This is a genomic window from Leptothoe sp. EHU-05/26/07-4 (genome assembly GCF_043421015.1).
GTDB classification, from domain to species: domain Bacteria; phylum Cyanobacteriota; class Cyanobacteriia; order Phormidesmidales; family Phormidesmidaceae; genus Leptothoe; species Leptothoe turfae.
In genome coordinates this window covers 1,857,201-1,884,156 of sequence record NZ_JAXSQV010000007.1, presented here as the reverse complement: position 1 = coordinate 1,884,156, position 26,956 = coordinate 1,857,201, and the positions used below count along the sequence as shown (strand labels likewise).

Genomic DNA, 26,956 nt, shown 5'->3' with positions numbered 1-26,956 from the left:
AACAACAGCTATCGAATTCGATAGTGTTGGTTGGCGATCTCGGGCTTCCCGGGGCAAGGAAGTTGACTAAGCCGGTGGTGATTAATTGGACATAATCAGGTAAGCTGACTATCTAAGGTTGATAAATGCTATTTGTGATACAACCTCGTATGAGACTTTCTATCCGTTCTACTCTTCGTACAGCTACGGGTTTACCCGGATGTTTTTTCAAGTTTTTTACAAAGCCCTAAAGCCTTGCCCTATAAGCATTTGAAGTTTTAAGTATAAAGATATACTGAGGTTTTTGCAGAATCACTGAAAGTTTCTTGACGTGAACGCGCAAGCAATTCTTTACAGGGGGCTGATATTGAAAGATTGTAGTTCACTGGTTCCCCGTTGAACCATCTCACAGTTTCAGCGCATCTTAACTATGAAAGGACCGGTTGGATATCCAGCCGGTCCTTTCATGGGAATGGTTTAGGGTTCAATCAATCATGCCCTAGCGAAAAGCTAGATAGTGGAAAATCGAACAACAACATCATCAAAGTCTCGATCACCAAGACCCGCTTGATCTTCGATGCCAAAGGCGTTGTCACCCAGATGTTTAATGTGGTCGTTATTGCCAGTATTAGCACCACTGTGACTAAATACGACTTCGTCCACAGTTGGGTCTATGCCATCAATAATGACAAAGATGCCCAGGTGCAGACCGCCAGTGAGGGATGCTTCAAAGGTATTTGTCTGACCGTTAGTACCCGATAGGTTGATGTTTAATCGGTTTGCGATCGCAGCCTCTTCATACCCTACATCTCCAGGCATCAAGGTTTGTCCTGTGAAGGTATCGATAATTCCACCATTGGCAAAGTCAGTGGTGTAAAAATCAATCGTATTATCCATTGCAGCCTCTCGATATACCGAGAAGCCCATGGCAAGTTCGGAGGATTGAGCGGTTAAATCAATAGACTGAGCATCGTTAACCAGCAGGTTTGTATTCACAGTTGCAGTGGCCAACTCAACACTCAAGCTGACACCATTGCTAAAGTCTAGTAGTACTTCAGAATCAGACACTGAGCTTGATGTTGCAAACAGAGTCTGACCATTATCTCGAATAGCAAACTGGAGCTGTTCACCGGGATCAATGCGATCGCTATCGACCGTAAACAGAGGCAGCGTATTCATGGCTAGCTCGTTATAGTTCAGTAACGAAAACTGGCCAATGGGCTCTCCAAAGTCCGTAGGCGATGTCCCAGCACCAAAAACCATGACATCCTTAACCTCAGTTATCGTCCCCTGGAGAAACGTTAACCGAATAGTGTTGTCATTACCTAGTTCCGTCACTTCCACCCCGTTGGTGGACGGCAAGACCGTGAGTAAGCCGTTCAATGGAGGAGAATCATCATTGCCATTGTCAGGACCAGCCGTGGGCGGCTCTTCTGAAGGCTCTTCAGGGTCTGGATTAGTGACTGGTACCTCGGGGTCAGGCACAGGCGGCTCCGGCACCACAGGCTCTTCTTCTTCCTCCACAGGGTCCGGGAGTTCCGGCTCAGTAATTGTATACACCTCGTCAATGGTCGGTTCGCGCAAAGTTAACCCATTGCCCACAATATCCGTAATGTCTGGATTCCCAGCCAAGTCAATGCCAACGATATTGTTAGGTGGGGCACTCGCATTAACCGTAACAGAAATTTCATAGCGAGTGCTGTCTATGGCAGTCACGGAATCGATGGTGGCTGTTGGATCCCCATTAATCACAAAATCTTCTAGGCCAACGTTAGTCACCGCCTCACTAAATGTGACCTCAAAGACCACTGTATCGCCGCTAACAACTTCATCGGTAGGAGTCTTGCGACGAATGCTCTCTAGTACAGGCGCAATCTCATCAACAACCTCGGGTGGTTCTCCCAACCGTTTCACAACAGCACCTTTAACAATAGCTCCCTCAGCATCAAAAGTCTCTCGATAGAGAACATAGGGAATATTGTTAACATCAAATTCAAGATCAGGAAAGTTCATTGGTCCAATGGAAAACCCACTGTCCCCCAGATAAACCCAAGTGTCATTCTCTAGAACTCTGACCGAAACCTTATCTTTTTTGGCTTGATCAACAATGGCCAGATGTAAAACATTATTGTTGTCAAACTCGATATCAGGGTGAAATCCACCTGCGGTGGAGGCATTATTGTTGCCAACCTGCACCCAATCAGTGCCGTTAAACCTTTCTACAATGGCTTTATTCCCTTCACCATTGCCCCGGGCGCGATAAACCACATAGGGCACATTGTTGTTATCAAACTCGATGTCGGGCGCGTAGGACTCTGCCCCAATCGAAAATGCCTCTGTGCCAACAACGCTCCATTGCCCATTGATAAACCGTTGTACAGTTACCCTATTGGTGCGGCCACTGGCCGAAAGATACGCAATGTAAGGAACACCATTACCATCCACATTCAGATCAGCGGCCTCAATTTCACCACTCGAAAATCCAGGCTGGCCAACATTTACCCAAGTAGTACCGTTAAACGTTTGAACAGTGGCTCGTCCATCCTGGTTCCTATCGGTGTAAGCAATGTAGGCCCTATCCCCATCAAAGGTGAGGCTAATATCTTTCAAACCACCTGCAGAAAACCCAGGTCTGCCGACATAGACCCAGTCATTCCCGTCAAACTTCATGACAGAGGCCCGGTTTCTGTTAGCGCTATCTTTGAAGACAACATAGGGCGTATCGTTAGAGTCAAACTCTAACCCTGCAAAACTTGCATTACCGCCAGGAAACCCTGGTGTTCCCACAGTTACCCAGTCGACACCATTAAACTGCTTGACCGTAAGTTTTAAGTCGTTGCCACCATCCTGAAAAATGATGTAGGGCCTACCTTGACTATCCAGTTCAATATCAAAGTCATTGGCAATGTCTTGAGAAATGGCACCAGATCCCACCTGAGTCCATGCCAGCGTGCCTTGATAGCCCTGTAGTGTTTCTGGTGTAAACAACGAGTTAGCAACAGGTAACCATTCACCATTACCGAGCACTTTGGCGCTAGCAATAATTGTAGCTGACGTGATCTCGGTAAGGCGCTGGATAAAGTCTTGACCCACATTGTCCTGGGCAACATTACAGGCCATCAGGGTAAGCTTAGCCTGGTTAGTCGAGGCAAACCACCGCTCTAACTGTTGTGCATAATCGTCTAAGTTCTGTAGCTCTAGTGTGGCCGATCCAAGACCCATGCCACCAGGGAAGCCATGGCCAATTAGGGTGAGATCGTGGGTTGGATTTTGCTGTAGAAATGTTGTAATTTGCTCTATGCCATCACGCTCTTTCGTCAGCACATAGGCTTGAACATTGGCCTGTAAACCATCTAACAGTAAGTTTAGGTTATCAATGTGTGGATCAAAAATAACAGTCTTTGGAGTAATAGATGTTTTTCCACGGCGGCAGGCCACCGATACGCGTGGGTTGACCACATCAACAATACGAGTGTGGGTCAGCACATTTAGTAGTGGCATAGATTAAAAACTTGGGTTAGTATTGAGTTGAACCGTCTTTGAAAATGAAAAACATAAAGCATAAAAATAAAGCATGAAAAGACTGTTTTGATGTGCAAAAACACACCACCTTTACCCAAGGTAGATAGAGCTTTTCACGTGCTTCATGTTTGGAGATGCTGATCCTTGTGCTTTGAAATTAAGAATAAAAACAGAATTTATATCTGAGAACCCGGTAGTAACAAGTTCTACAGCGTCTTAATATAAAGACATAATTATTGTGAATTTAATATTTAAAGCCAGGACATCTACAAGTAGAAAAACTTGATGAAATCTTTTAGATCAAGGCACAATAAGGCAGTAGCGGATTTTTGTGTTGTGTTTTTGGTCCTATAGTCGCTAAAGTTAACAACATGGCTCGGTAGATTTTTGCTGGTGTTTACCCTGGAGTGCTAAGGGGTTTCAGGTAGAGTCATGGCATGCCATGACTCTACTACACGCCGAATTCCCTGTACTACATCCAGAAAGGCTTCGTCCTGATCATCCCATCGAGTCACTGGCTTTGCATCTTTGGGTAACGCCTGTAGCTTCTCAAATGGTGTTCCTTTAAAGTCCACCGGCTTCAAAATGATAGGAATCACCCGCGCAGTCCCAGCCTTGTGACGTTCCATGGCCTGCGCCAGTTCAATATCATGGATATAGTTTGATGCCATAAACCGAGGTGTCACCAACAACAAAATAATCTGCGCAACTTCTAATTCAGATTTGATCGCATCATCCCATTCTGTTCCTGCTTCAATCGCCCGATCTTGCCAGGGCTTAATCTTCTTTTGTCGCGTTAGTGCCGACAAGTGAATCTCTAGTTCTTCTTTAAGGCCCTCATCTTTATGGGAATAGGAAATAAATACACCTAGCGGTTCATTTAGATCAGGATTGGTCACGGATGGAGATGCTGGTGGAGACGCTGGCTGAGTTTTGGTTTTCACATTCCCCTTCAACAATACTGGCACATCCTCATCCCCCGTACTATTGAGCGCCATTGCCACCTTGCCTGACTCAAACGCAAAGTCCACCGACTCCCCAGCCCCCAGCGCATCATAAAACCCTACTGCAAACTCAATCGCAGCACGGTCACCCATAGCGTCACTCATGCCTATCACATAGGGTATATGCTCCACAATTGCCTGTGCCTGCGCCTGCGAGTAACACCCATTTAGTAGCACACAGTTAATCGGCGATTTCTGCCCGATCAGCTGAAACAAACCTGCTAAAGCAGCTCCCGACACCAGCTGACTATTACCCGACACATCCTCAAAATACAGGCCTGCATCGCCAGCACCATGCCCAGAAAAATGAACGATCTGCGGCGATTCTTCTAGCATCGCCCGCTGCAAATCACGAGGACGTACAGCCCAGCGTTGCACAATCTCAAACTCATCACGATGACTAGCCCGTTGCAGTCCCTCACTAATATCCCGAACTTCTTCACCTATCCGTAAACGTGCAGTATCATTCGGATTCGCCGCAAGCATCAGGATTTTAGGCATTGATAGAGCATGGAGTAAGTCGCTCTTAATATAGCCTGTTAGTTTTAGCCAGTCAGTTACTAGACACAGAAATTCGGAATTTTAGCCAAAAAAAATCTGCAGAGGTCAAGTCTATCTGCAGATTTTCCCTCCTCGGAGGGAGCTGTAATCGGGGGGGTTAAACGCCTGTTCCCGTCATTTTTCTCTCATAAACAGCCATCTGTTCACCATCATTTGGACCCTTCGGAGGCTTAAACTGTTCGCTTAAACTCTTCACGATGATGTACAAAATCGGCACCACAAACAAACTCAAGAAGGTTGCCACAAACATGCCGCCAAATACCGCTGTCCCCAACGACTGACGGCTACCCGCGCCCGCACCTGTTGCAATTACCAGTGGGAAAATACTACTCAGTGTGGAAATTGCGGTCATCAAAATTGGTCGCATCCTTGACTGAGCGGCTTCTAACGACGCCTTGACAATGGGTAACCCCTGGTCGCGCAGCTGATTGGCAAACTCCACAATCAAAATCGAGTTCTTACTGGCTAAACCAATCAACATTACCAAACCAATCTGGCAATATACATCGTTCGGTAATCCTCGCATCGACTGAGCTAGCAACGCCCCAAATACCGCTAGCGGTACCGCAAAGAGAATAATCACCGGGTCCACATAGCTCTCGTACTGGGCTGCCAATACCAGGAATACAAAGATAATCCCCAAGCCAAAGATAATCGGAGCCTGACTACCCGATTCAATCTCTTCTAATGCACTGCCCGTCCACTCATAGCCAAGGCTGGCTGGCAATACTTGAGCGGCGACCTCTTCCATGGTGTCAATGGCCACACCAGAACTGACACCAGGTGCCGCCGCACCATTAATTTCAATAGAGCGGAAGAGGTTGTAATGGTTAATCGTTTGGGCTCCAGTGGTCTCACTCAGACTCACCAGACTACCCATGGGAATCATCACGTCATTGTTAGAACGGACATAGAGTTTGTTGATATCGTCTGGAGCTGAACGATATTGCTGATCGGCCTGAACATATACCCGATAGGTGCGTCCCTGCAACGTAAAGTCGTTAACGTAACGCGACCCGAGATATGTCTGCAATGTGCCAAAGACTTCGTCGATGTCCACATCCAGTGCTTTAGCCTTATCGCGATCGACATCAATCTCAATCAGAGGAGAGTTCGCTGCATAGGTGCTAAACACTGCATTGAGGTTAGGGTGTTGATTGGCTGCGCCCAGCAGGCCAAACATGTTTTGCACCAGGGTATCGATGGTCAGATTGCCACGTCGATCCTGTAGTTGAAACTGGAAACCGCTAAAGCTGCTTAAACCTTGAATAGAGGGTGGGTTTACCGGAAAGACACGCGCTTCAGTAATGCTGCTAAATTCGCCAAAAAGCTGACCAATCAAACTAAAGGATGTTATGCCCGGTGGTCGCTCTTCCCAAGGTTCTAGCGTCGTGAAGACGACACCGTTGTTAGCAGTGTTACCGTTAAAGCTAAATCCACCCACAGCAAATGTGGCTCGTACACCGTCCTGGGCCAAAATGGTTTCTTCCACCTGACGCATGACCTTACTGGTCTGGTTTAGGGAAGACCCCTCTGGACCCTGGATCAAGGTAATGAAATACCCCTGGTCTTCATCGGGTAAAAACGCTGATGGCACACTGTTATATAGCCAGCCGGTCAATACCAAAGATGCTACAAATGCTGCTAAAACAAAGACTTTGAACCGGTTGAGAATCTGTAGGGCACCGCCATACTGGGCGCGTATATTGTCAAGTAAACGGTTAAAGGGATTGAAGATAATGTCTAGCCAGCCGTGGCTGCCGGTATGTTGGCGCAGCAGCAAACCGGCCAGGGTGGGGGTGAGGGTCAGGGCGTTGAAAGTGGAGAGTGCGATCGCAAACGCAATGGTCAGTGCAAACTGCCGATATAGCGCCCCCGTAGTCCCTGGGAAAAACGCCACCGGAATAAACACCGCCATCAGCACTAGGGATGTGGCAATCACCGCCCCGGTCAGCTCCCGCATCGCCTCCACCGCCGCCAGCCTCGGCGACATGCCCCGATTCTGAATCTTCGAGGCAATATCTTCCACCACCACAATGGCATCATCCACCACCATCCCTGTGGCCAGGGTGAGACCAAACAGCGTCAGACTGTTGATGGAAAAGCCAAAGATTTTAACAATGGCAAAGGTACCGATCAGAGCCACCGGAATGGTAATCGCCGGAATAAGCGTCGTTCGCCAGTCCTGGAGGAAGAGGTAAATCACCAGCACCACCAGACCCACTGCCTGAACCAGCGTCCAGACTACGCGAGCAAGAGACTGGCGGACAAACTCTGTCGTGTCGAAACCAACACCGTACTCCATGCCCTGGGGAAACTCGTCCGCCAGCTCTGCCATCACATCTCGTATACCCTGGGCCACCTGCAAGGCATTACTGCCCGGCAGTTGGAAAATACCAAGACCTACCGATTCATTGCCATTAAATCGCAGGAATGTGTTATAGCTTTCTGCCCCCAGCTCAGCTCGTCCCACATCCTTGAGTTTTACCAAAGCGCCATTCTCTCCGGTTTGAATGACCAGTTCTTCAAACTCAGAGACTTCCTGTAAACGGCTGACAGCCCGCAGGTCAATCTGGAAGGTTTGGTCTTCCGGTGAGGGAGGCTGACCAATTTGACCCGCACCCACCTGAATATTCTGTTCTTGCAAAGCCTGGACTACATCATCAGCCGTCAGCTCTCGTCTGGCCAAACGCTGCGGATCTAACCACAGTCGCATCGCATAGGTACGTTCGCCAAAGATAACCACATCCCCAACACCGGGCACCCGTCGCAGGGCATCCACAATGTATAAATCGGCGTAGTTACTTAAAAACACACTGTCAAACGTGCCATCCTCTGAAAACAAACTCATGCCCAGCAGAATATTGCTGTTCTGCTTGGACACGACCACACCGGTCTGCCGCACTTCTTCCGGTAGCTGGGGCTCTGCCAGCGACACCCGGTTTTGCACGTCAACGGCTGCAATATCCTTGTCGCGGCTGGCGTCAAAGGTGACGACAATATTGCTAATGCCGCTATTACTACTGTTGGAAGAAATATAGCGCATCCCTTCCACCCCGTTAATCTCCCGCTCTAACACGGTGGTGACGGCTTTCTCAACGGTTTCGGCATCGGCACCAATATAGGTGGCCGTTACATTAACCTGGGTGGGACTAATGTCTGGATACTGGGCAATGGGCAGCGTAGGAATGCTCACCGCACCAATCAACAGAATGATAATGGCGCAGACGGTGGCAAAAACAGGCCGCTTAATAAAATAGTTGACCATGGAAAGATGCCAATAGGGTGGGGGGTAGGGGCTGGTCTTGTACTGTTAATTGCTTAGGCAAAAAAGGCAACGTAGGGGCTGGTCTTGTACCTACCCTAGACGTATGGGGTAGTCCTGTACTTCCCCTGGGCGGAAGAGGACTTGAAATGATCCAACAACAGACTTAAGGAGATACACCGGCCTCAGCCGCTTCTTCCTGGGGAGTAATCGGCACACCGTCCTGCAAATTTAATAGACCAGTGGTCACAATCTCTTCTCCAGCGGAGAGACCCTCTAGCACTTGAAAGTTGTTGCCCTGCATAGCGCCCAATGTAACTGGTCGTAGCTGAGCAACCGGTCCCTCAATGGGGGGCTGCCCATCTTCTGGCGGTGGTGCATCAGCTGCTACATAAACAAAGGATTGTCCCCCTAAACGGGTAATGGCCGTCGCTGGAATCAATAGACCAGGACGTTCATCTAAAATAACGCGCACGTCTACGCGCTGGTTATCCTGTAAATTGCCTGCTAAATTCGAAAACCGAGCCTTTGCCAATACGGTTTGGGTTGAGACATCTGTTTGAGGTGAAATGAAACTTAGAGCACCAGTAGCCACGGGTTCACCAGCGCCAAAGGTCAGTAGCTCCACCGGCATGCCCAGTTGAATTTCACCAAGCTGTTCAGCAGGAATATCTATCTCCAGCTCCAGCACTTCATTTTGGGTGATGGTGGTCAATGTCCCCCCCACTTGCACATAATCCCCCAGTTCCACTGGAATATCGCCAACTACACCGGCAATCGGTGCGGTCACCGTTTTATCCAGCAAGTCTTCACGGGTGGCCTCTGCTGTGGCTTGGGACTGTTCTAGAAATGCCTCGGCCTGGCTCAGACTTGCCTGAGCCGCCTCAATTTCCTCTGTGGCAGCCTCTAAAGACGCAATGGCCGCGTCGCGATCGCGTTCTACCTCATCCAGTTCCTGCTGCGACTGAGCCCCTGCCTCCACAAGACGTTGTGTACGCCCAAATTCAGTATTTTGCAACTTCACATCTGCTTCTATGCGAATACGCTGCGCCACCAACGATTGCAGTTGGGCCCGAGAGTTATCCCGAGCCGATTGCGCTGCACTGACACTGGCCAACGCTGCACTCAGCTCAGCTTGAGAGCGATCGGCACTCAGTTCCATAATGGGATCACCTGCCGCTATCTGATCACCTGATGAAACATAGATGCGAGTAATCCGACCATCGGCTTCCGGCTGTAGCACCACCCCCGCTTGGGCGTCTAACGTGCCAACAAACGTAGCCTGATCGCGTAACGTTTCTGGCCGCATCTGTTCTATTGTGACAGGAACAGCACCCCCCATGGGCATACCCGATGGTCCGCCACCTCTACCTAACAATAGCCACAGTGCAAAGCCTCCTCCAGCCAACACAATCAAAGTTGCCAGCCAAATCAACCAGTTACGCTGACTTGGGACCTGAGATGACACAGAGGAGGACTGCATGGAGGATGTCTCTAATGCTGTTGAAGAACCAGAGTGTGAAGTCATAAAAGCTAAAAAACTGACAGGAGCCGCTAGCAGCGATCCTTGGTCGATAGTTCCATATTATCGAACTTTGACAGATTCAAACCGAAGTTCGGATAATGTTCAGACAATAAACAGGTGGAAAAACAATTGGATCACCTAAGGACCAAAAGACAAACCATCGTTCAATTTAACGGATGCCCCATGGCATTGAACAATTACAACAACGTTGTGTTTAAATTCTCTTGTGGGACTAAAAATAGGCTAGAAAGTAACTCTCAAAAAACTCCGTACAACAAAAAACGCGACTGGTGCAGGTTGAATAAGTCAAACGCCTAGTAAACGCTGTACTAGGGCCTGATATGGTCCACCATAGCGCATATCTATTTTTTTATGGGGCGTGTTTTTTTGATGGAATCCCATGAGTGGCATTCATGATCAGGATTGTATTCAGTCAATGCTGGTGGGCCAGGGATATTAGCGATCTCACAGTTAATTTTCAGGCAGTCAGGGCCGATTTTTTAGGTGTGTATCATGTATTACCGATATTCCCCTGACAACATCTGCTGCTAGACCCCCTCAATTTATAGTGGACTCTAGCTACTCAAAAGAAGATGCCTATTCCTCTGGTGATGATTACTTTCTCGATGAGCGTCATTTAGTGCAAAAACGTTCAAGACAGGCCTAGTTAAGCCGATCTAAGCTTTGGGTGATCTTGCATTAGATATTCCCATGACTATGGTCTCTAAGCTGACCCAGCGTCCCTGGCATGAGTTTTGGGCGGGGGCTCGGCAAACTATCCCCCTGATCGTCGGCGCAATTCCGTTTGGCATTATCTTTGGTACCCTGGCTCAGTCCAGCGGACTCTCCTTTGGGGGGGCGATGGGTATGTCAGCCGTTGTCTTTGCTGGTTCGTCCCAGTTTATTGCCTTGGGGCTATTGGCAGCAGGTACCCCTCTCGGCATCATCATTCTGACGACCTGGGTGGTCAATCTGCGGCACTTGCTCTATGCTGTCAGCCTTGTTCCCTATGTCAAACACCTCAGCCAGACATGGAAGTTACCGTTGGGGTTTTGGCTGACTGATGAAAATTTTATGGTGGCCATCCAACGCTATCGCCAGGATGATCCATCCCCTCACAAACATTGGTTTCAGTTGGGCTCAGCTCTGGCCATGTATGTTAACTGGCAGCTTTGCACCCTGCTGGGGCTAACCCTGGGGCAAAGCATTCCCAATGCCAGTGCCTGGGGGTTGGACTTTGCCATGGTCGCCACCTTTATTGGCATGACAATTCCCTATTTAACGAATCGACCCATGGTGGCTACGGTTGTCACGGCAGGCGTTACGGCTCTGCTCGCCCGAGGCTTGCCCCATCAATTGGGTCTGATGGTCGCTGCGATCGCAGGCATCCTTGTGGGTGTCCTACTCGAAAACTACTCAAAGAAGCTCAAAGAAGAACTATGACGAACGAAGTACTACTGCTGGGCGGCATGACCCTTGTCACCTTCTTGATTCGCTACCCGCTCCTCGCCATGAGTGGTCACATTACCTTGCCACCTCGACTATTGCAGGCCCTAACCTATGTCCCTCCGGCGGTATTAACTGCCATTATTGTCCCCAGTGTCCTCATAGAAGGCGATAGCCTTTGGCTCGGGGTGGGTAATCCGCGTCTGATGGGTGCTCTAGCTGCGTTAGGGGTGGGGCTTTGGAGAAAGAATCTGCTGCTAACAATTCTTGTCGGCATGGGAGTCTTTTTGGTGTGGCAAACTCTTTTTAGTTGACATCGCAGCATAGGCGTATGTTATCTCTGGGCAGGCACAAGGCACTGCCCCTACAGGGTTTCCGGGGTAGGTCTCCTCCCAACCCACTCTAACTTCACAACTTCAGCTATGCCATTTTTCACGGTCCAAAAGACGCTGTAATGGCTGACCTGCATATTCCAGCGCTGCCCCTCTCGGCCATCTTTTCCACGTTCATATCCTGGACGTGGATCCTGCGCTAGGGTCTCTTCAATTAAACGGCGTAGTTTCTCTGGTTCAGGCTCTAGGCTTTCAATTAAAACTGATTCAGCGTTGTTATTCCAGCGCACTGGCAACAATATTTGCTGCTCCACCGTCCAGGCTCCATCAGCTGTGGGAATTGCATCTGCATAGGGCACATAGGGTTTGACATCAATAACCGGCGTACCATCTAAAAAGTCTCCTCCCTGCACCTGCAAACGCAATTTTCTCTTCTTTTCAGTCATTCCCAACAGTTTGACAGCACTCATGCCAATGGCATTGGGGCGGTTGGGGCTACGGGTGGCATAGACGCCAACACTCTTATTACCCCCTAAGCGTGGGGGTCTCACCAGGGGCTTAAAATCACCGTAGGATTGCCCATGGAATATAAACAAAACCCACAGATGAGAAAACTCCTGGATGCCCCGCAGTGCTAATTTATTCTCTTCTGTAGCCTCAAAAACAATATCTGCGTAGGCCGACTCTACCAACCCCGCCTGCCGAGGAATGCCAAATCGATCGGGATAACAAGATTGAATATAAGCTATGGGGGTAAACGTAACCTCGGCAACCATCAGACAGCGGCATCAAACACCTCCCAAGCATAATCGATGTAGGGGCGTTGCATGTAACGCCCCTACATTGCCTAAATTCACGCCCTTAAATTGCCCCCGTCATTACCCGCACACCCGAAGGGTCAGGGTCCGTTTGACGGCCATCAATGGTGACAAATAACTCTGTGGTTTTTACCCCCTCCGGTGGTGTTTCATTGGGGGTAAATCTGACAAATATAGAACCATCGTCTCCCGTATCAAACTCACCACAGTAAATAACTGTTCCGTTCTCTAACGCTAACCACATCCGATAAACCTCGTCTGGTGGCAGCGGTGGCAAATCGCCTAATGAGACAATCACCTCTTGCCAATTACCGGGGGTAAATAATAGTGTGCCAGCCGCGTTGGTGCCATTGCCCGTCAACGCAATTAGCCGACTGTTGGGCTGTTGTAAAATGGCAGCCACTCGATCTTCTTCGAGCTGTTGGGCCAGTTGCTGCCGTAGTCTTAGATTGTCAGTGGCTAGGGCTAGGGTTGCGATCGCAGCCAGCCCCACCAAAATTTTCCAAATAACTCCCTTAGAACCCTGGGGCAAAACAGGTGCCGTTTCAAGTGACTTAGAGGGTACAAAAAACCGCTCCCGTAAACTTGCCGGTGGCGATATCTGCGTTAATCCTTGGGGCAGCAGCTCAAAACTCGCCTCCAGAGAATGCAATTCTTTCAAAACTGCCGGATCATCAAGGGCCAGCTGCTCCACCTGCTCCACCTCTTCCGAGGTTAAGTCCCCCAGCACATAACCTGAGAGCAACATATATTTTTCTTCTGGCAACGGACCGGGCCTGTTGTTGCTCATCATTCAACCACATCCCCTAATCGCTTCCTCAGTTCAATGAGCCCCTGACGCGCTCGCGTTTTTACAGTTCCCAAAGGCATATTTAACTGTCGAGCAATATCTGCATGGCTAATGCCCTGATAAAAGTTCATTTCTAGAACCTGACGCTGCTGATCTTTAAGTTGTGAGAGGGCTTGTCGCAAGGTTTCTTGCTGTTCTGATAAGGTGGCATTTTCCAGGGGCGTTATGGTGCGATCCGGTAAGGATTTTAATTGCTGTAGAGAACGCTTTTGGGTACTGCGCTTAGCAATTCGATCTAAGGCTCGCGAGCGAGTCACCAGGCTTAGATACGTACTTAAGACAGACCGATTAGGGTCATACTTATCCTGTTTCCAAAAATTAAAAAATATTTCCTGGGTGAGGTCTTCAGCTTCAGCGGGTTGTTTTAAAAATCTCAAGGCAACCGTATAAACTAAGCCACCATAGCGATCGTAGAGAACAGTAAGTGCTTCCTGGTGTCCAGCTCTCAAGCTACGAATTAACTCACTATCAGAAGCATCTGTAGAAAAACGAGCCATGTATTAGGGTACTGGGGTAATTGACCGCCTACCTAACGAGTATATAAAAAGGACCACACCCCAAGGGACATGATCCTCATCTCAGTTTAAACCAATCCAAATAAAGGACTAGCCCACTGAATTAGCCCAATCCTTAGCCCAGTTCAAGTGCTTGTGCACTTCTTCAAGGGTGGCTGCTTCGGAATAGAGACGCAGTACTGGCTCGGTGCCACTAAAGCGAATCAATAACCAGCTGCCATCCGCCAGGGTGAACTTATAACCATCAATGGAAAGCACATCACCTACGACCTTACCGGCAACTTCAGTCGGTGTAGCATTTTGGAGTTGGTCCAGCAGCTTAGCCCGCACATCCATATTGGCCAGGGGCAAGTCAATCCGATCATAGGCTCCTGTGAAACCAGTCTGCTGGCGTAAAGCCTGGTGCAGCTGACCAAAATCTTTACCACTTTTCACCACAGCCTCTAGCAGATACAGCGCCGATAACAGCGCATCTCGCTCAGGAATGTGATGGCCATAGCCAATGCCGCCAGATTCTTCACCGCCGATTAACACCTTAGTTTCTAGCATGCGATCGGCAATGTACTTATAGCCAATGGGCGTTTCATGCACCGATAGGCCATGGAGCTCAGCGACCTTTTGCATCAGGTTAGAGCCGCTAATGGTTTTGATCACTTCACCCTCAAAACTACGGCGTTCCTTCAGGTGCTCAATCAAAATAGGAATGAGTACCTGGGAGCTCAAAAACTCGCCCTGGCCATCCATGCCAGCTACCCGGTCACTGTCACCATCGAAGATAATACCGACCGTCAAACCTTTGCCACCAGACTGGTAACGCTCTTTGATGGCCTTGTAGAGCTTGGGAATATACTTGGGCAAGGGCTCAGGAGCCCCCCCTTCAAACAGAGGGTCTGCGTCGCCATTAATTTCATGGATGGGCATGCCAAGGATTTTTTCAAACCCGCCTGCAGCAGAACCATGCATCACATCTGCAAACAGCGTTAGCTGGCCATCAGCAATGGCAGAGCGAATAGCGTCGATGTCCACCATGCCCTGAAGTGCTTGACAGTAACTAGGCCAGGGATCAAAAGATGTAATTGTGCCCGGCTTATCAGCCACGGGCTTCCCCTGGGGCAGCATCAACTCTACTTTCTTAGTGACATCGGGGGAAACGGAACCGCCAAATGCACCTTTAACCTTTAAGCCAGAGTAGGCAGCGGGGTTGTGACTAGCCGTGATCACAATGGCACCCAACGCGCTTTTTTCGTGAGCCGCCCAGCTAAAGGCAGGGGTGGGTGCAAAACATTCAGATAACAATACGTCGTAACCAGCCTGGGCAATTGCCTCAGCGGCATGGCCTGCAAATTCAGGGGATAGAAAACGGCGGTCGTAACCCACAATCACTGTACGGCTGCCGTTGCTGCCGAAATAGTCTTCGAGAACTTTAGCGGACAGAGCGGCCACTAGCTCAACACGCTCAAAGGTAAAGTCGGCGGCAATCATGCCACGCCAACCATCTGTACCAAACTTAATCGATTTACCTACAAATACCGATGGAGATAATGCGGTTGCCATAATGATTTCAGTAATGCCACATCTAAGGAATTCACAGATGCTAAGGGAGATCCTGATCCCCTCAGCAGTTTAAACAGTGCCCTTAGCAAATGCCAGAGGGGAAAGCCCCATAACACAGTATTTTTCGAACCTAGCCTTACTGAAATAGACTGACGAGTGCTCTGAAGAGTTGCCTAGACAGCAAATTTGAGCAAATGCCGCAACCACGGCAGCATTAGTAGGTATAGCTCGCTACACAGAGCGTCCTTATACAGAAAGTCCTTCAATGGTAAATGGCGCATCGGCAAAGAGCTCGATCATGGCGATATTACTCATATTCTCTAGTTTTAGAATCTGGAGAGGTAGCAGGGCCGTTTCTGAGCTATTGGGCCACCGGAAGGCCTTATCGCTGTGGATTTGCAGCACCTTGCCGCCACTTTCTAATACCTTGAGCACCATGGGTTGTGTGCAACGCCCCCAGAGGCAGAAGGAGTCGACGTCGTCGTCTAGGGCGATGGACAAGCGGTTGTCATTACCCGTTGGCATGATTATCCGCTCTCCTACTCGTGCCACAAACCTGGGGTTAGAAGGGATCAGTGCGATCGCACATCCAAAACTCACCCCGGCAAACTGGCTTGTTACCATTTCCAATGGCTTCAAAACTTGAAAATCAAACCCCGTAGGGACATTAGTTATGTTCAGTACATCTGCCTCTAATGCATCGGCAGTGGGTGAACAGTCAATATTGAGAGCAAACACGGATGGTCTCCTAAGCGGTTAACTTTCGCTACATTGGCAGACTCAGTAATTCCTTACCTGTCTGTATCAAATCGCAGCGCATAGCAACAGCAACATGAATAGTGTGTCAGTAAAGTGGGAACAACTCACACCCTTAGGGTAAGGATGCACATATGAAACCAAATTGAAACGTTAGATATATAAAGAAACTAACGAACATAGGCTTAGAACCTTGAAAAATCAGTAAAGCCCTTGGCAATCATAGTGCATATCTCAGATTTACTACGTTTCCCTCTAAGTTATGCCTATTAGCATGAACTAATAATTCACTCTAAAAGTGAGTGTGATAACCTAGTTTGGTAGCAGTAATAACCTGTAGCAATAATTCAGGTATAAATCACTTGAATTAGCGATTGCTTAAGGTGAGCTGAGACGGGATGTAGCGCAGTTTGGTAGCGCACTTCGTTCGGGACGAAGGGGCCGCTGGTTCGAATCCAGTCATCCCGATTTTGTAACTGATCAACTGGCATGTGCATGCGTACTAAGAGTTGCCAGACAGCTGGACTGCTAGTTCAGCTGTCCTAAAAAAATGGAATAATCTAGCCGACAAACCCATAACTTCTGATATCCATCCAGAAATAGCTACAGATTTTGTCATATCAATCACAAACACTCGCTCACACATTTAACTAGCATCCCTATCAACGCTAGTAAGTCTGTTCAATCAAACCCTGATGTCTCGATACTTGAGGCAGTGTAGTAATATCCCCCAAAAAACTGGTAGTAACTACTACCTACGCAGGACATGTAGATATCACCAGTAAGCCAGCAACATATATTTATGTTGGTAGTGGGTATTGCGCTAATAAAAGCGTCATACCCATAAATTTAGCATCCTCAGCAAAAAAATGAGTAAGCTGTGTTACTAACCCCTCCAACCATATATAGCGTAAGCTCAGAGCCTCAAATAATAAGGTTTTTATTTGCACGACAATTGGCGTACGTATCTCTGCTAAATGCCTAGCTTTAGTGACCATTGTAACAATTGTCCCTGGTGAGTTTCACTATGGTCCAAAATTTTGAGCTGCCAACGTCCATGTATCCCAGCGTTCATCAACAAACTTAAGGCAGGCGTATTTTCAAAGGTATAGGTCTTGCGTAACTGGGTTTGTCGCCCCAATGTACGTCCTTGCAATAACACGGATTTTCCTGGGGGCGACATCACTGCAATGGACAGATCTCCCAAAAAGCCATGGCGAATCTCTACATAAATTTGAATATCTTGCAGCGTCCCTCGCTGATTGATCGTAATCCCAGCCTTCTGCATCGCGGTTCTATCAGCTGGGATAGTTAAGGTAACGGCACTTGTCCGTTCAATCACCTTGCTGAGACGGCGATGGGCCAGATGCCGATCTTGAGCTGCTTTAACTGCCTTGTAAGCATTCACTTTCCCATAGCCAAACCATAGAGAATGGCCACGATTGTCGTAGCTGCCATAGGCCAATCCCAGCTGAGGATCAGGCGTTTTGTCTTCAATTTTGTCGGCAGTATCTTGCAAAATTTGCTTCACCTCACCCGCATCCAAGTCTGGATTGGCTGATAGCATCAAGCCCACCACGCCTGCCACGACAGGACAAGCACTCGATGTACCACCAAATGAACTGGTATAGCTGGTCCGGCTATACCCCGTCCTACCTGTGCGATCGGCGGTGGTCATGCCCAAACCAGCAAACGATCCGTTCACTAAAGGCCCGGTTTCCACCTGTCCTACATCTGGTAACGCCATACTCGGCGGTCCATTATTGCTGGGTGCTGCCACAGAGACATGTTTGCCCCAATTGCTGTAGACGGCTTTCTGATTCAAGCTAGTGCTGGCTGACACTGTGATCACATCCGGATGCATTGCAAACCCACCCAGCCATTGGGTCACTCCCCGTAAGGCATTTTTAGGCCAGCCGAGCTCACGCACCTTGCCGTTTAACGGTCGGTTGGCATTGCCAGCTGAAAACAGCACCACACACCCTTTACCATTACGTCCCTTGGTAGCAGCGCGATTAATGGCATTACGCTGGCGCAGCGACAGGGGGAAATAAACCGCTGCGGGGGACCAGCTACAGGAAATCACGGATGCGCCCCGACTAACCGCCCCTTCAAACAGCTGCTCGATCGATTCATCGTCGAGATACCCAGTCGTTTGAATCGGCATAAAGCTACAGCCTGGAGCCACCCCCACAACACCACTACCGGTTTCTTCTGCCACGGCTAAGCCAGCCACCGCTGTACCATGATTTTCATGGGCCTGACTAGGCATGGGTAAACCATCACGATGCTTCAGATCGGACGGAGCAACTAATTTCCCCATGCCTTGTAAATCTGGGTGGTTGAGATCAAAGGCATCATCGGTTACCGCAATCACCACTGAGCGGCTACCCCGAGTAATGTCCCAAGCTTTTTCTGCATCAATATGGGACTTTGAAGCCAGGCCACGTCCCCCTTGATGCTGTAAATGCCACTGTTCACTATAAAGCGAGTCTTTGGGCCGATATAGGGGAGCTGTAGACACGACCACATTGGGCTCAGCCACTAACACCTGAGCATTACGCATCAGGCGATTGGCTAGTTTAATCGGATTCTCGGCTGCTGCCTTAGTGACCCGAAAAATATAGGTACGTTCGGTCCCATCCAATCCTTTTTCGCGGATAAGGCCTAGCTCCCTTGCGAGTTCGTCAATGGTTCTTAAAGGGAACTCAGTCGTAAACTGTACAGTGAGCTGATCCAGTAAATAAATATGGGTCTTAGGACTGGCCGCTAACTCATATACATGACTGGCAAAGCGTATGCTGTCCAACTGGCGCGCCATCTGTAGAGCGTTCTCTAGCTGCTGACGATGCACCTTCAAGGCTATGAGCTGTCCCCGCGCCACTGATTTCACAGCGAGGGGACGCCATTCCTGCTTAAGGTGCTCCAGCAAACTCGACTGTTCTTCCAAGGTTTCAATCCGAATTGTCAGCCAGTTGTGCACCTTATAGAGCAAGAGTTCCTCGCCACCCCGTTGCAAAATCACCCCTGCTTGCTCTGGGCTAACCCCTTGTAAGCTTTCTCCTGTAGTCATTTCAGGTACTTCACGGACAACATCCACTTTGACAATAGGCACAATGCCTGGAAATCTAAAATCTGTGTATTGATAACCTCTGTAACGATATATTAGGGTTCTAAAACCTAGATCTCTCTGTGAACCAAATCGTTACGCTTTGTTATCCCGCCTTGTCATCAATTGCCTTGTCATCAATTTAGTCGGCCCCATGGTTTCTTTATCACACATTGTTCAACCAGGTATGTTCTCCTTTTTAGGAGCAGCCGCTAGTTTTGCTCTGTTGGCTCCTGTTGCCCCAGCAGCCTCCATAGCTACCTCAGACGCCACGGAGACTTTATCTTCCCCCACTCTGTTGGCTCAGGGAGACATCGATGCAGGCTTAGGAATTGCACCTGGGGAAGGCCTCATGGCAGAGGCAGAAGCCGCCATTGAGAGTCAGGACTATGATCTAGCCGTCCTCAAACTTCAAGAAGCCAGAGAAATTTTAAACCAAACGTCCAACAGCTACCAAAATATTGCAGCAGCCTTTACAGGGGTGGACGCAGACATCAGCAGTAGCTTGCGCATCAGTGCCCGTGATGCCGCCCAGATGCGTGATCAGGCCACCTATAGACAGGCTCTGATCTATCGGGCCCAGGGGCAGGCAGAATTGGCCGTTCCACTGCTAGTGGAAATTGTACAAAGCCAGGGGCCTAACCGCGATCTAGGTCTGGATGGCTATCAACAATTGTTTGAACTGGGCTTTGTCAGCCGACCTTATCGCCGCACAGGGTCTGAAGATCCCAGTAATGCCGTTGCCAACGTCGCCCGACCCCTGAATCAAGGGGATAGTCCTACGGGGATTCGTGCGGCTGAACTTTTGATTAATGAAGCGGATGCCGCCTACGCTGCTGCTGACTACGCCACTGCGGTGGCGCGCCTACAGGCTGCAAGGGAAACCTTAAATCAATCTTCTGGTTATTATCAAAGTCTATTGACCACATTCTCAGGAATTGACCGTCGCGTTAGCAACGAGATGCGTCAGCAAGCCCTGGAGGCAGCGGAGCTTAGGGATCAGGCCTCCTTAAAACAAGCGCGTGCCTATCAAGCACAACAGCAGCCTACGTTAGCTATCCCCCTATTAGTGGAAGTACTTAGCAGCCAAAACCCCACCCGTGCTCTGGGACAGCAGGCTTACGATCAGCTCCTTGAAATTGGGTTTGTCGCTCAGCCCTACATTGTCAATGAAGAGACGGCAACCTCCTCTGAGCAATAAGTGCTCATAACAGCTATCTCCATCTTACGTACATCAATTGGCCATGTACATGGATTGGCCGAGTAGGGTGAACCTAAGTCAAGATAGTTAGGGTAGGCAGTGTCTGCTGTTCACGTTTAATGTTGAGCATCACCCACTGTCTATATCAAGCAGCTTCGAATTTTTCTCACAGACTTTTTCCTATGATTCCTGCCAACCAAGTAGAGCAACTGATTAAAGCAAAGCTACCCGATGCCCAGGTAACCATCCAGGATCTAACGGGTACTCAAGATCATTATCAAGCCACGATCGTCTCCACCTCATTTGAGGGACTCAATCTCGTTAAACAGCATCAGCTGGTGTACGGCAGCGTTAATGCAGCGATGGTAACGGGCGATCTCCATGCGCTGACCCTTAAAACCTTTACTCCTGAGGAGTGGGCCCAGCAGGGTTAACACAATGGGACAAATCGTTCGATAAGATTACATAGAACAACTGGCGTTGCTGATTCTTAAAAGGACTCAAGCTCAAAAGGTCTGGCCAATAGCATGTGTCCCCACAGCTTTATCCTGTAAATCAGCGACGTCAAACAGTTAGCTTAGTTATTGAGTGCTATAGCCATGTCTCCAGAAGTCAAAGAAAAAATCGACAGCTTGCTCGCATCCAACAAAATTCTTGTGTTTATGAAGGGTACTAAGCTGATGCCCCAGTGCGGGTTTTCCAACAATGTTGCCCAAATTCTTAACTCTTTGGGTGCTCCTTATGAAACCATCGATGTGCTGGCAGATTACGACATCCGTCAGGGCATTAAAGAATATTCCAACTGGCCAACGATTCCCCAGGTTTATATCGGCGGTGAATTTATTGGTGGTTCAGACATCATGATCGAACTCTATCAAAGTGGCAAGCTACAGGAAATGGTTGAAGTCGCTTTGGCATCTTAAATAATAGAAATAGGAGGGCATCGCTGATGGATGTCCTCCTGAACGCTAAGAAATATTTGGCAAAAAATTTCTAGCTAAACATTAACGATAGTCATGTTCGGGCTGGGGTTGTGCTGTAACGAAGTTTGAGGAATCAAATAAAAACCGATTTACTTCATCCTCTAGACGATGGATCAAATAGGGCTCTAGGGCATCCGAATGACGGAGCGCTGCTAAATACCCTTCGAGATAGCGTCGTAAGTCGTCATTACGGTATCCACGATTCCACTGATCCACTAGGGCATCGGTAATTCTCTGGTAGTAGCGAATTGTTTTTGCATCTTGAAGCATTGTGTGTGGGCCTCCTCTAAACCGCTTGATCGGGACCTATCTGCTAGCGCTGTGGATGAGTCAATAATGGGGGGCTTGCTAGTCGACTTTCTGCTAAATAACCGACATTTATCCGATGGAGACGAATCACCGATGTAGTGACGGAAAAACAGTTGTAAGAATTAGAATTGCAGGGGGTAGATACAGCTATATTTATTCTTGCACTATTTATTCCAACGCTCAGGTTTATGTAAACTTTTTTTGTTTTTTCAGTATTCTTTCTAAGATTTTATCAGCTTAATTTGAGCCATTATTCGATCCTTTGCAAATTATATAGAGTTGACTAACGGGTTTACATTGCTAACTGTGGTGGTTTCGTCTCTGTAATAGTTGCATTATTGGTATATGAGTATCTACCCAAAGACCAGATCTAAATACGGACGCATCATCAGCCCCGTAGCCGCAACTACAAAATATTCTTGAGGTCTTTGATACTCTTCTACGAGAGTGTTATGAAGCCTGGGCTTCTCAATTAGCTGTGGCCTCTACGTGTATTCAAATTATTGAGGGTAATCCTCACCTGAGATCGCTACTTAGTTGGCATCTTCAACAGGCAGGCTATCGAGTGAACCAGTCTGCTGACATTATGCGGGCTAAGGAAACCTTTCAGACGGCCCAGCCTAGCCTGGTGATTCTGGAAACAGAGCTGTCGGATGGTAATGGTTTAGAGCTTTGCCAATGGTTACAGCAGCGAGGGCGTCCTCTGGTGATGATCCTATCTGCTAAGTCGGGTGAGCCGGATGTGGTGGCAGGGTTACAGGCCGGAGCTGACGATTATCTAAAAAAGCCCTTTGGCATGCAAGAATTTTTGGCGAGAGTCGAAGCGCTGACGCGACGCAATCGTAAAATCACGGCCCCTGCGTCGTTGACCTATGGCGATTTGAATATCGACTTAATACAGCGTCGGGTGCGCTTTAAGGAGCAGTTTATTGACCTGACACCCCAAGAGTTTAGTTTGTTGTATGTGCTTACCCAAGCCGAAGGATCGCCTTTGAGCCGGGCTGACTTACTGCGACGGGCTTGGCCCGATGCCATCGATAATCCCCGCACGGTTGATACCCACGTGTTATCGCTGCGTAAAAAAATTGAGGTGGATCCCCGCCAGCCAAGTGTTATTCAGACCGTACGCAATGTGGGGTATCGGTTGAATATTGAGCGGTTGCATACGCATAACCATCATCCGGTGGGTGTAGGTGTGGCTAAGGCCGTCAATGCGGTTTGAAGATATCTCAATTAAAAATTGTAGGGACGTTTCTACGATTTTTCGTTCCAATCATCATCCCAATCGTCTTCTTTTTGGGCGTCTACAATTGCTTGCTTTAAACGCCCCCAATCCACCTGCCGAACCGGCTGGTAGCTGACCAGTTTGCCCCCCTGCACATATAAAACATGGGTGGCCCAATCTTTCATAAGTTCTAGCTGGTGGTTGACCATGACGACAGCACTGACCTTGTCTAGGGTGGCGAGATAGCTGAGCAAGTACTGGGCGTAACCGGTATCTTGGGCAGCAGTGGGTTCATCGAGCAGTACGATGTCAGGTTCAGTGGCCAAGGTACGTGCGATCGCAACCCGCTGACGCTGCCCCACCGATAGTTCCACCGCCTGACGACCTAGCCAATCTTGGGGAATTTTTAACCGCTCTAGCCACGGCTGTAATGTACGTCTGGCAGAGGCGGCACCGACGCCACGCAGGCGGGCCGGGTAACACAGGCTTTCTTCTACAGACTGGTCCAGTAGCGTACTATCTTGCATCACCAGACCAACTTTGCGGCGTAGGTCTATCACTGAATAGTGTTTGAGGGGTTGCTGTTGATAGGTGATCTGACCGTCACTCGGATCGCTGAGACGGTTCATGAGTCGCAGCAGTGTCGTTTTACCTGCCCCCGATGGTCCGACAATGGCGAGGCGAGATTTGGCTGCGATCGCAAACGATATGCGATCCAACAATAGACCCATACCCACATTGGCCCGCAAAGACACGTCGGTAAATTCTAGGACGGCATGACTGCTGTGCAAAACACATTACCCAGGCTAATTGACTAATTTATTTCAAACTACACCGCCGTGGGTAGCTGTCCACACGGCCCAAGCGTCCATCAACAGCAAAAAGACTGTCATTACCAGCAAAAACAGGTACATCCATGGCTGCGCCAACGGTGTTACATCCTGAGTATCAATCCCAGTTTTTGCTTCCACCGTACGCACCAGTCGAGCAAACCCGACCACCCGCATTGGCAATAAATAAGCTCGGTCAGCGGCTGCAGTAATAAAGTAATAGACCGTGCCATTCTGTCCGGTTGAACGTGGCTTTAGAGCTTTAATCTCAGACCATTGCAAAGACCAACCACGCCAGGGCAGCGGTGACACCAGGGCAATCCCCTCGTCGGAGGTTTGCACCTGTTCACTTAACCCTGCCCCCAGAAAAATCGCCCCTAGTAATGCTAGAACAACCAATATCCAAGGTTTAACTGGTGCATCCGTTGCCTGAGCCAGAAACGGCAACGGTAACAGTAGCGCCACATAAAAACTCAGTAATGTCACCTTAATGAGTGGTGAAATACGAAACCGGTCAATAGGCTTATCCACCGAAGACATAGGTATAGATTCAAAAGCCACGAAATTTTGAGCGTAACATTAGTTCAAAGAGTCTGGTTGTTGTGCTGCCATTCACGGGTAAATCCCAGGCTCACATACCCTAAGGCAAATACTGCTGCACCACATCCCAACCGCTGTAGCTAACCGCCGCAAACGCAACGAAAAGTAAGGCATTGAGTGTCACGTGCAGGGTACGAGCCCAGGGGCGGCTGGAAATCTGAGTAGCAGCCGCTAATGACGCTAGCACTAAACCGACAACTGACAGCCCGGCCCACAAATGCCAGGAATGTCCCAGATTTCCATGCTCGCCCAACGTGCCAATGATGCCAATACTCAGCAATAACAGCACTAAAGCAACCAGTACCCCGCCCAGCATAAAATGCATCACTCTCACCCAACTAAGCTGAGGCTTGTGCTGAGTGCGTGCATGCCAAACAAGGCCACCCGTCATTAGCAAACCTCCATACACCGTGACGGAGAGCCCCATAGACCAGGCCGCAATACGCCACAACCAAATAAACGATGGCAAGTCCATGCGCACTACCCTAAACTCTAAAGGTTCTGATATTTCCGAGCCTATCCAGAAATATCAGAACCTTTGTAAGCCTTACCATAGAGCAGTACCGCTAGGCCAGCTCAATCGCCTGCCTAAGAGTTAACTAAAACTGATGTGCAAGCCTGCCTCTAGCCCGCTCAACTGTGACATACCAAACGTGACGACTTGAGGCAGCGATTTAACCAATTGCTAGAGACAGCATCACCATTAGTGGTAGAGCCTAAGAGCCTAACGGATATGACGAGGACTAACCATGGACCGGCTGCATCGCATTCAAGGCAGCTGACGCCTCACTTTCTAAATCCAAAGCTGAGCCAAGACTCTCGTCACCCACTATATCTTCTGCGTTATCAATCCTTAGACGCGAACAGGGAACTGTATCTTCCAAAATAGAGCTTGCCATGGAGCCAGAATGAATCTCTAATTGCCCATTAATATGTGATTCAAACATTAATCGTTGCCCTGGAAAAACAACACGTTCAAAATACCAATTTGAAATATTTGTAATTCTAGCTACCTGAATCCTACTAGAGTCATTCACATAGCAACATAAGACTGTTTTCGTATCATCAAAGGGTACGGGATCGAGTATTTGTGTCATGGGAGGAGAAAAGAGTGTGGAGGGATGCCAACAGTATCCATAACACTAACATTTAGTGATCCCCAACAACTGTAAAAGCTGCTACCGATGAGGTTTTCAGAAAACTTTACACATTCAACATAAGGAGCTTTGATGGTTTATCAGTTTTATTACTATCTGCGAATAAAAAACGTAATTATTTTAATAATGAACAATTAAAAGCAATGAAATAAGATATTCCAAAACTCAGCCTATTACTCTTGAAACACCCAATTATTTTTATTTTTTTAGCTAATGTAAGGGAATTCACGTACTACCTTTATGAGTTTATATGAGCTTAAGAAGTGTCACTAAATGTTCAGATAAGATGACATTTATACTGCTTTAATCGATACAAAAAAATCACTATAGCGTTCCTATTTGATTGGTGAGAATGTTCCATACATATGCATTTTGGGAAAGTCAAAGAGTTCCAGGGCACAAAACTGCTCAAATAGAGCTTTGAGGCCAGTGAATGACGGCTTCAATCCAGCCATCTGTCTGACCCAGGTCTTGGCTTGTAACCAAACATCCTCAATCGGATTTTGAGTTGGGTCGTTGGGCGCAAAGCGAATGCAGTGGATACGCCACTGGGATTCTGGCAGTCCTTCATTGAGCTCGTTTAAGCACGCTTGAATCTCCTGAGAACGATGATAACTGGCTCCATCCCATAGAATAATCAAGCGCTGGTTTGGAAACTGACGCTGCAAGAACTTGAGATAGGCCAATGTACAGGTCGTATTGCCGGCAGCGTGGGCCTCAACGAAAACGCGTTTACTCAGCAGGTCCAAGGCCCCATAGTACGTCTGCCGGTCGCGTTCATTGACAATCGGGACCTCAACGCGCTGATTTCGACGTCCCCAAACGTAGCCTTCGAGATCCCCACTCATCAGATGACATTCATCGACAAACAACACCCTCACTTGGCCACATTCAATCTCGGTGCGGTAGCGTGCCAATAGCCGTTGGATGTCGGCTTTTTTTTAGCCACTAGAGCGGGATCGGTTTTGGGGTTGACCTTGCTGGTTTTCTTCCAACTCAGACCAGCGGTCTCGAATAAGTCGTAGTAACTCTGTTTGGACTCATAGCTGACCCCATATTCACTGGCCAGGTGATACTCCAATTCATTCAGTGTCCAGATAGCTTTGGTCCCGAGCCACTCGATAACAGCGGCCTTTTGAGCAGCACTCAGATAGCTTTGACGACCTTTATGACGCGGTGCAAAGCTGCTGAGTCCCTCGGCCTCGTATCGCTGCTTCCAGTTTGCAATGAAGCCCATCGACACGTCGAGAATACTGATAATCGATTCGTAGGTATGCCCCTGATAGAGCAGTTTAACTGCTAGGGCTTTCTTCACCTGACGACCATCACGTTGCGTCTTGATGAAGGTTTTCAATTCTTCGATGGCTGCGGTTTGACTGGATACTGGTATCTCCGAACTCATAACGATACGGGGG

22 protein-coding genes and 1 tRNA gene are annotated in these 26,956 nt (G+C 48.5%); 7 read left to right on the top strand and 16 right to left on the bottom strand.

Features of this window, described 5'->3' with window-relative positions; genetic code table 11:
- Nucleotides 1-489: 489 nt before the first annotated feature.
- The 4 genes from U2F10_RS32760 to U2F10_RS32745 form a co-directional block, all read right to left on the bottom strand.
- Nucleotides 490-3,480, bottom strand: a complete 2,991-nt coding sequence (locus tag U2F10_RS32760; RefSeq protein WP_499874413.1) for a DUF4347 domain-containing protein — start codon at nt 3,478-3,480, stop codon at nt 490-492.
- A 431-nt stretch (nt 3,481-3,911) separates the two neighbouring features.
- Nucleotides 3,912-5,006 (bottom strand): TIR domain-containing protein, encoded by a 1,095-nt coding sequence (locus tag U2F10_RS32755; RefSeq protein WP_499874412.1) that lies wholly within the window; start codon nt 5,004-5,006, stop codon nt 3,912-3,914.
- A gap of 157 nt (nt 5,007-5,163) precedes the next feature.
- The gene (locus U2F10_RS32750; protein WP_499874411.1) at nt 5,164-8,334 is read right to left on the bottom strand and encodes an efflux RND transporter permease subunit; all 3,171 of its coding nucleotides are present in this window, start codon (nt 8,332-8,334) and stop codon (nt 5,164-5,166) included.
- A 163-nt stretch (nt 8,335-8,497) separates the two neighbouring features.
- Complete coding sequence (locus tag U2F10_RS32745; RefSeq protein WP_163696288.1) at nt 8,498-9,814, bottom strand: efflux RND transporter periplasmic adaptor subunit; 1,317 nt, start codon at nt 9,812-9,814, stop codon at nt 8,498-8,500.
- 753 nt (nt 9,815-10,567) lie between these two features.
- Between U2F10_RS32745 and U2F10_RS32740 the strand changes: the two genes are divergently transcribed.
- Nucleotides 10,568-11,299 carry an AzlC family ABC transporter permease gene (locus U2F10_RS32740; protein WP_499874410.1) on the top strand — a complete coding sequence of 244 codons (732 nt, stop codon included), beginning with the start codon at nt 10,568-10,570 and terminating at the stop codon, nt 11,297-11,299.
- Complete coding sequence (locus U2F10_RS32735; protein ID WP_499874409.1) at nt 11,296-11,616, top strand: AzlD domain-containing protein; 321 nt, start codon at nt 11,296-11,298, stop codon at nt 11,614-11,616. Before U2F10_RS32740 ends, U2F10_RS32735 begins: the two co-directional genes overlap by 4 nt.
- Before the next feature lie 50 nt (nt 11,617-11,666).
- Here the strand turns inward: U2F10_RS32735 and tsaA are convergent, their stop codons facing one another.
- The 5 genes from tsaA to U2F10_RS32710 all read right to left on the bottom strand — a co-directional run bounded on the left by tsaA (nt 11,667) and on the right by U2F10_RS32710 (nt 16,109).
- The gene (gene tsaA / locus U2F10_RS32730) at nt 11,667-12,410 is read right to left on the bottom strand and encodes a tRNA (N6-threonylcarbamoyladenosine(37)-N6)-methyltransferase TrmO (RefSeq protein WP_499874408.1); all 744 of its coding nucleotides are present in this window, start codon (nt 12,408-12,410) and stop codon (nt 11,667-11,669) included.
- A gap of 85 nt (nt 12,411-12,495) precedes the next feature.
- Complete coding sequence (locus tag U2F10_RS32725) at nt 12,496-13,245, bottom strand: anti-sigma factor domain-containing protein (RefSeq protein ID WP_499874407.1); 750 nt, start codon at nt 13,243-13,245, stop codon at nt 12,496-12,498.
- Nucleotides 13,242-13,799 carry a sigma-70 family RNA polymerase sigma factor gene (locus U2F10_RS32720; protein ID WP_163671390.1) on the bottom strand — a complete coding sequence of 186 codons (558 nt, stop codon included), beginning with the start codon at nt 13,797-13,799 and terminating at the stop codon, nt 13,242-13,244. The genes U2F10_RS32725 and U2F10_RS32720 overlap by 4 nt, the downstream gene beginning before the upstream one ends.
- A 108-nt stretch (nt 13,800-13,907) precedes the next feature.
- Nucleotides 13,908-15,371, bottom strand: coding sequence for a phosphoglucomutase/phosphomannomutase family protein (locus U2F10_RS32715; protein WP_499874405.1), 1,464 nt, complete (start codon nt 15,369-15,371; stop codon nt 13,908-13,910).
- A gap of 246 nt (nt 15,372-15,617) precedes the next feature.
- Nucleotides 15,618-16,109, bottom strand: coding sequence for a hypothetical protein (locus tag U2F10_RS32710; protein ID WP_163671392.1), 492 nt, complete (start codon nt 16,107-16,109; stop codon nt 15,618-15,620).
- Nucleotides 16,110-16,521: 412 nt separating this feature from the next.
- Between U2F10_RS32710 and U2F10_RS32705 the strand changes: the two genes are divergently transcribed.
- Nucleotides 16,522-16,595, top strand: a tRNA-Pro gene (locus U2F10_RS32705).
- A gap of 505 nt (nt 16,596-17,100) precedes the next feature.
- Here the strand turns inward: U2F10_RS32705 and U2F10_RS32700 are convergent.
- A complete protein-coding gene (locus U2F10_RS32700) occupies nt 17,101-19,200 on the bottom strand; it encodes a S8 family serine peptidase (protein WP_250565490.1) in 2,100 nt (699 codons plus the stop codon).
- A gap of 190 nt (nt 19,201-19,390) precedes the next feature.
- Between U2F10_RS32700 and U2F10_RS32695 the strand changes: the two genes are divergently transcribed.
- From U2F10_RS32695 to grxD, 3 genes are all read left to right on the top strand, one after another.
- Nucleotides 19,391-20,437 (top strand): hypothetical protein, encoded by a 1,047-nt coding sequence (locus tag U2F10_RS32695; protein ID WP_250565973.1) that lies wholly within the window; start codon nt 19,391-19,393, stop codon nt 20,435-20,437.
- 182 nt (nt 20,438-20,619) lie between these two features.
- Nucleotides 20,620-20,871, top strand: coding sequence for a BolA family protein (locus U2F10_RS32690; RefSeq protein WP_163671395.1), 252 nt, complete (start codon nt 20,620-20,622; stop codon nt 20,869-20,871).
- A gap of 165 nt (nt 20,872-21,036) precedes the next feature.
- The gene (gene grxD, locus U2F10_RS32685; protein ID WP_006518443.1) at nt 21,037-21,360 is read left to right on the top strand and encodes a Grx4 family monothiol glutaredoxin; all 324 of its coding nucleotides are present in this window, start codon (nt 21,037-21,039) and stop codon (nt 21,358-21,360) included.
- Nucleotides 21,361-21,441: 81 nt separating this feature from the next.
- On the opposite strand, the gene U2F10_RS32680 is transcribed toward grxD, so the two are convergent.
- Entirely contained in the window at nt 21,442-21,690 is a 249-nt protein-coding gene (locus U2F10_RS32680; protein ID WP_163671396.1) for a DUF6761 family protein, read from the bottom strand.
- Nucleotides 21,691-22,207: 517 nt separating this feature from the next.
- On the opposite strand from U2F10_RS32680, the gene U2F10_RS32675 reads away from it, so the two are divergent.
- Complete coding sequence (locus U2F10_RS32675; RefSeq protein ID WP_163671397.1) at nt 22,208-22,951, top strand: winged helix-turn-helix domain-containing protein; 744 nt, start codon at nt 22,208-22,210, stop codon at nt 22,949-22,951.
- Between the two features lie 32 nt (nt 22,952-22,983).
- Here the strand turns inward: U2F10_RS32675 and U2F10_RS32670 are convergent, their stop codons facing one another.
- From U2F10_RS32670 to U2F10_RS32650, 5 genes are all read right to left on the bottom strand, one after another.
- A complete protein-coding gene (locus U2F10_RS32670; RefSeq protein WP_499874404.1) occupies nt 22,984-23,745 on the bottom strand; it encodes an ABC transporter ATP-binding protein in 762 nt (253 codons plus the stop codon).
- 33 nt (nt 23,746-23,778) lie between these two features.
- Nucleotides 23,779-24,324, bottom strand: a complete 546-nt coding sequence (locus U2F10_RS32665) for a hypothetical protein (protein ID WP_499874403.1) — start codon at nt 24,322-24,324, stop codon at nt 23,779-23,781.
- 100 nt (nt 24,325-24,424) lie between these two features.
- A complete protein-coding gene (locus U2F10_RS32660; protein WP_499874402.1) occupies nt 24,425-24,859 on the bottom strand; it encodes a DUF4079 domain-containing protein in 435 nt (144 codons plus the stop codon).
- 268 nt (nt 24,860-25,127) lie between these two features.
- The gene (locus U2F10_RS32655; RefSeq protein WP_163702607.1) at nt 25,128-25,481 is read right to left on the bottom strand and encodes a DUF1830 domain-containing protein; all 354 of its coding nucleotides are present in this window, start codon (nt 25,479-25,481) and stop codon (nt 25,128-25,130) included.
- A 395-nt stretch (nt 25,482-25,876) separates the two neighbouring features.
- Nucleotides 25,877-26,904 (bottom strand): IS630 family transposase gene (locus tag U2F10_RS32650; protein ID WP_431732065.1). Its coding sequence is split into 2 segments (ribosomal slippage): nt 25,877-26,475 and nt 26,475-26,904, totalling 1,029 coding nucleotides; the frame shifts between segments, so codons are not numbered across the junction.
- Nucleotides 26,905-26,956: the final 52 nt, after the last annotated feature.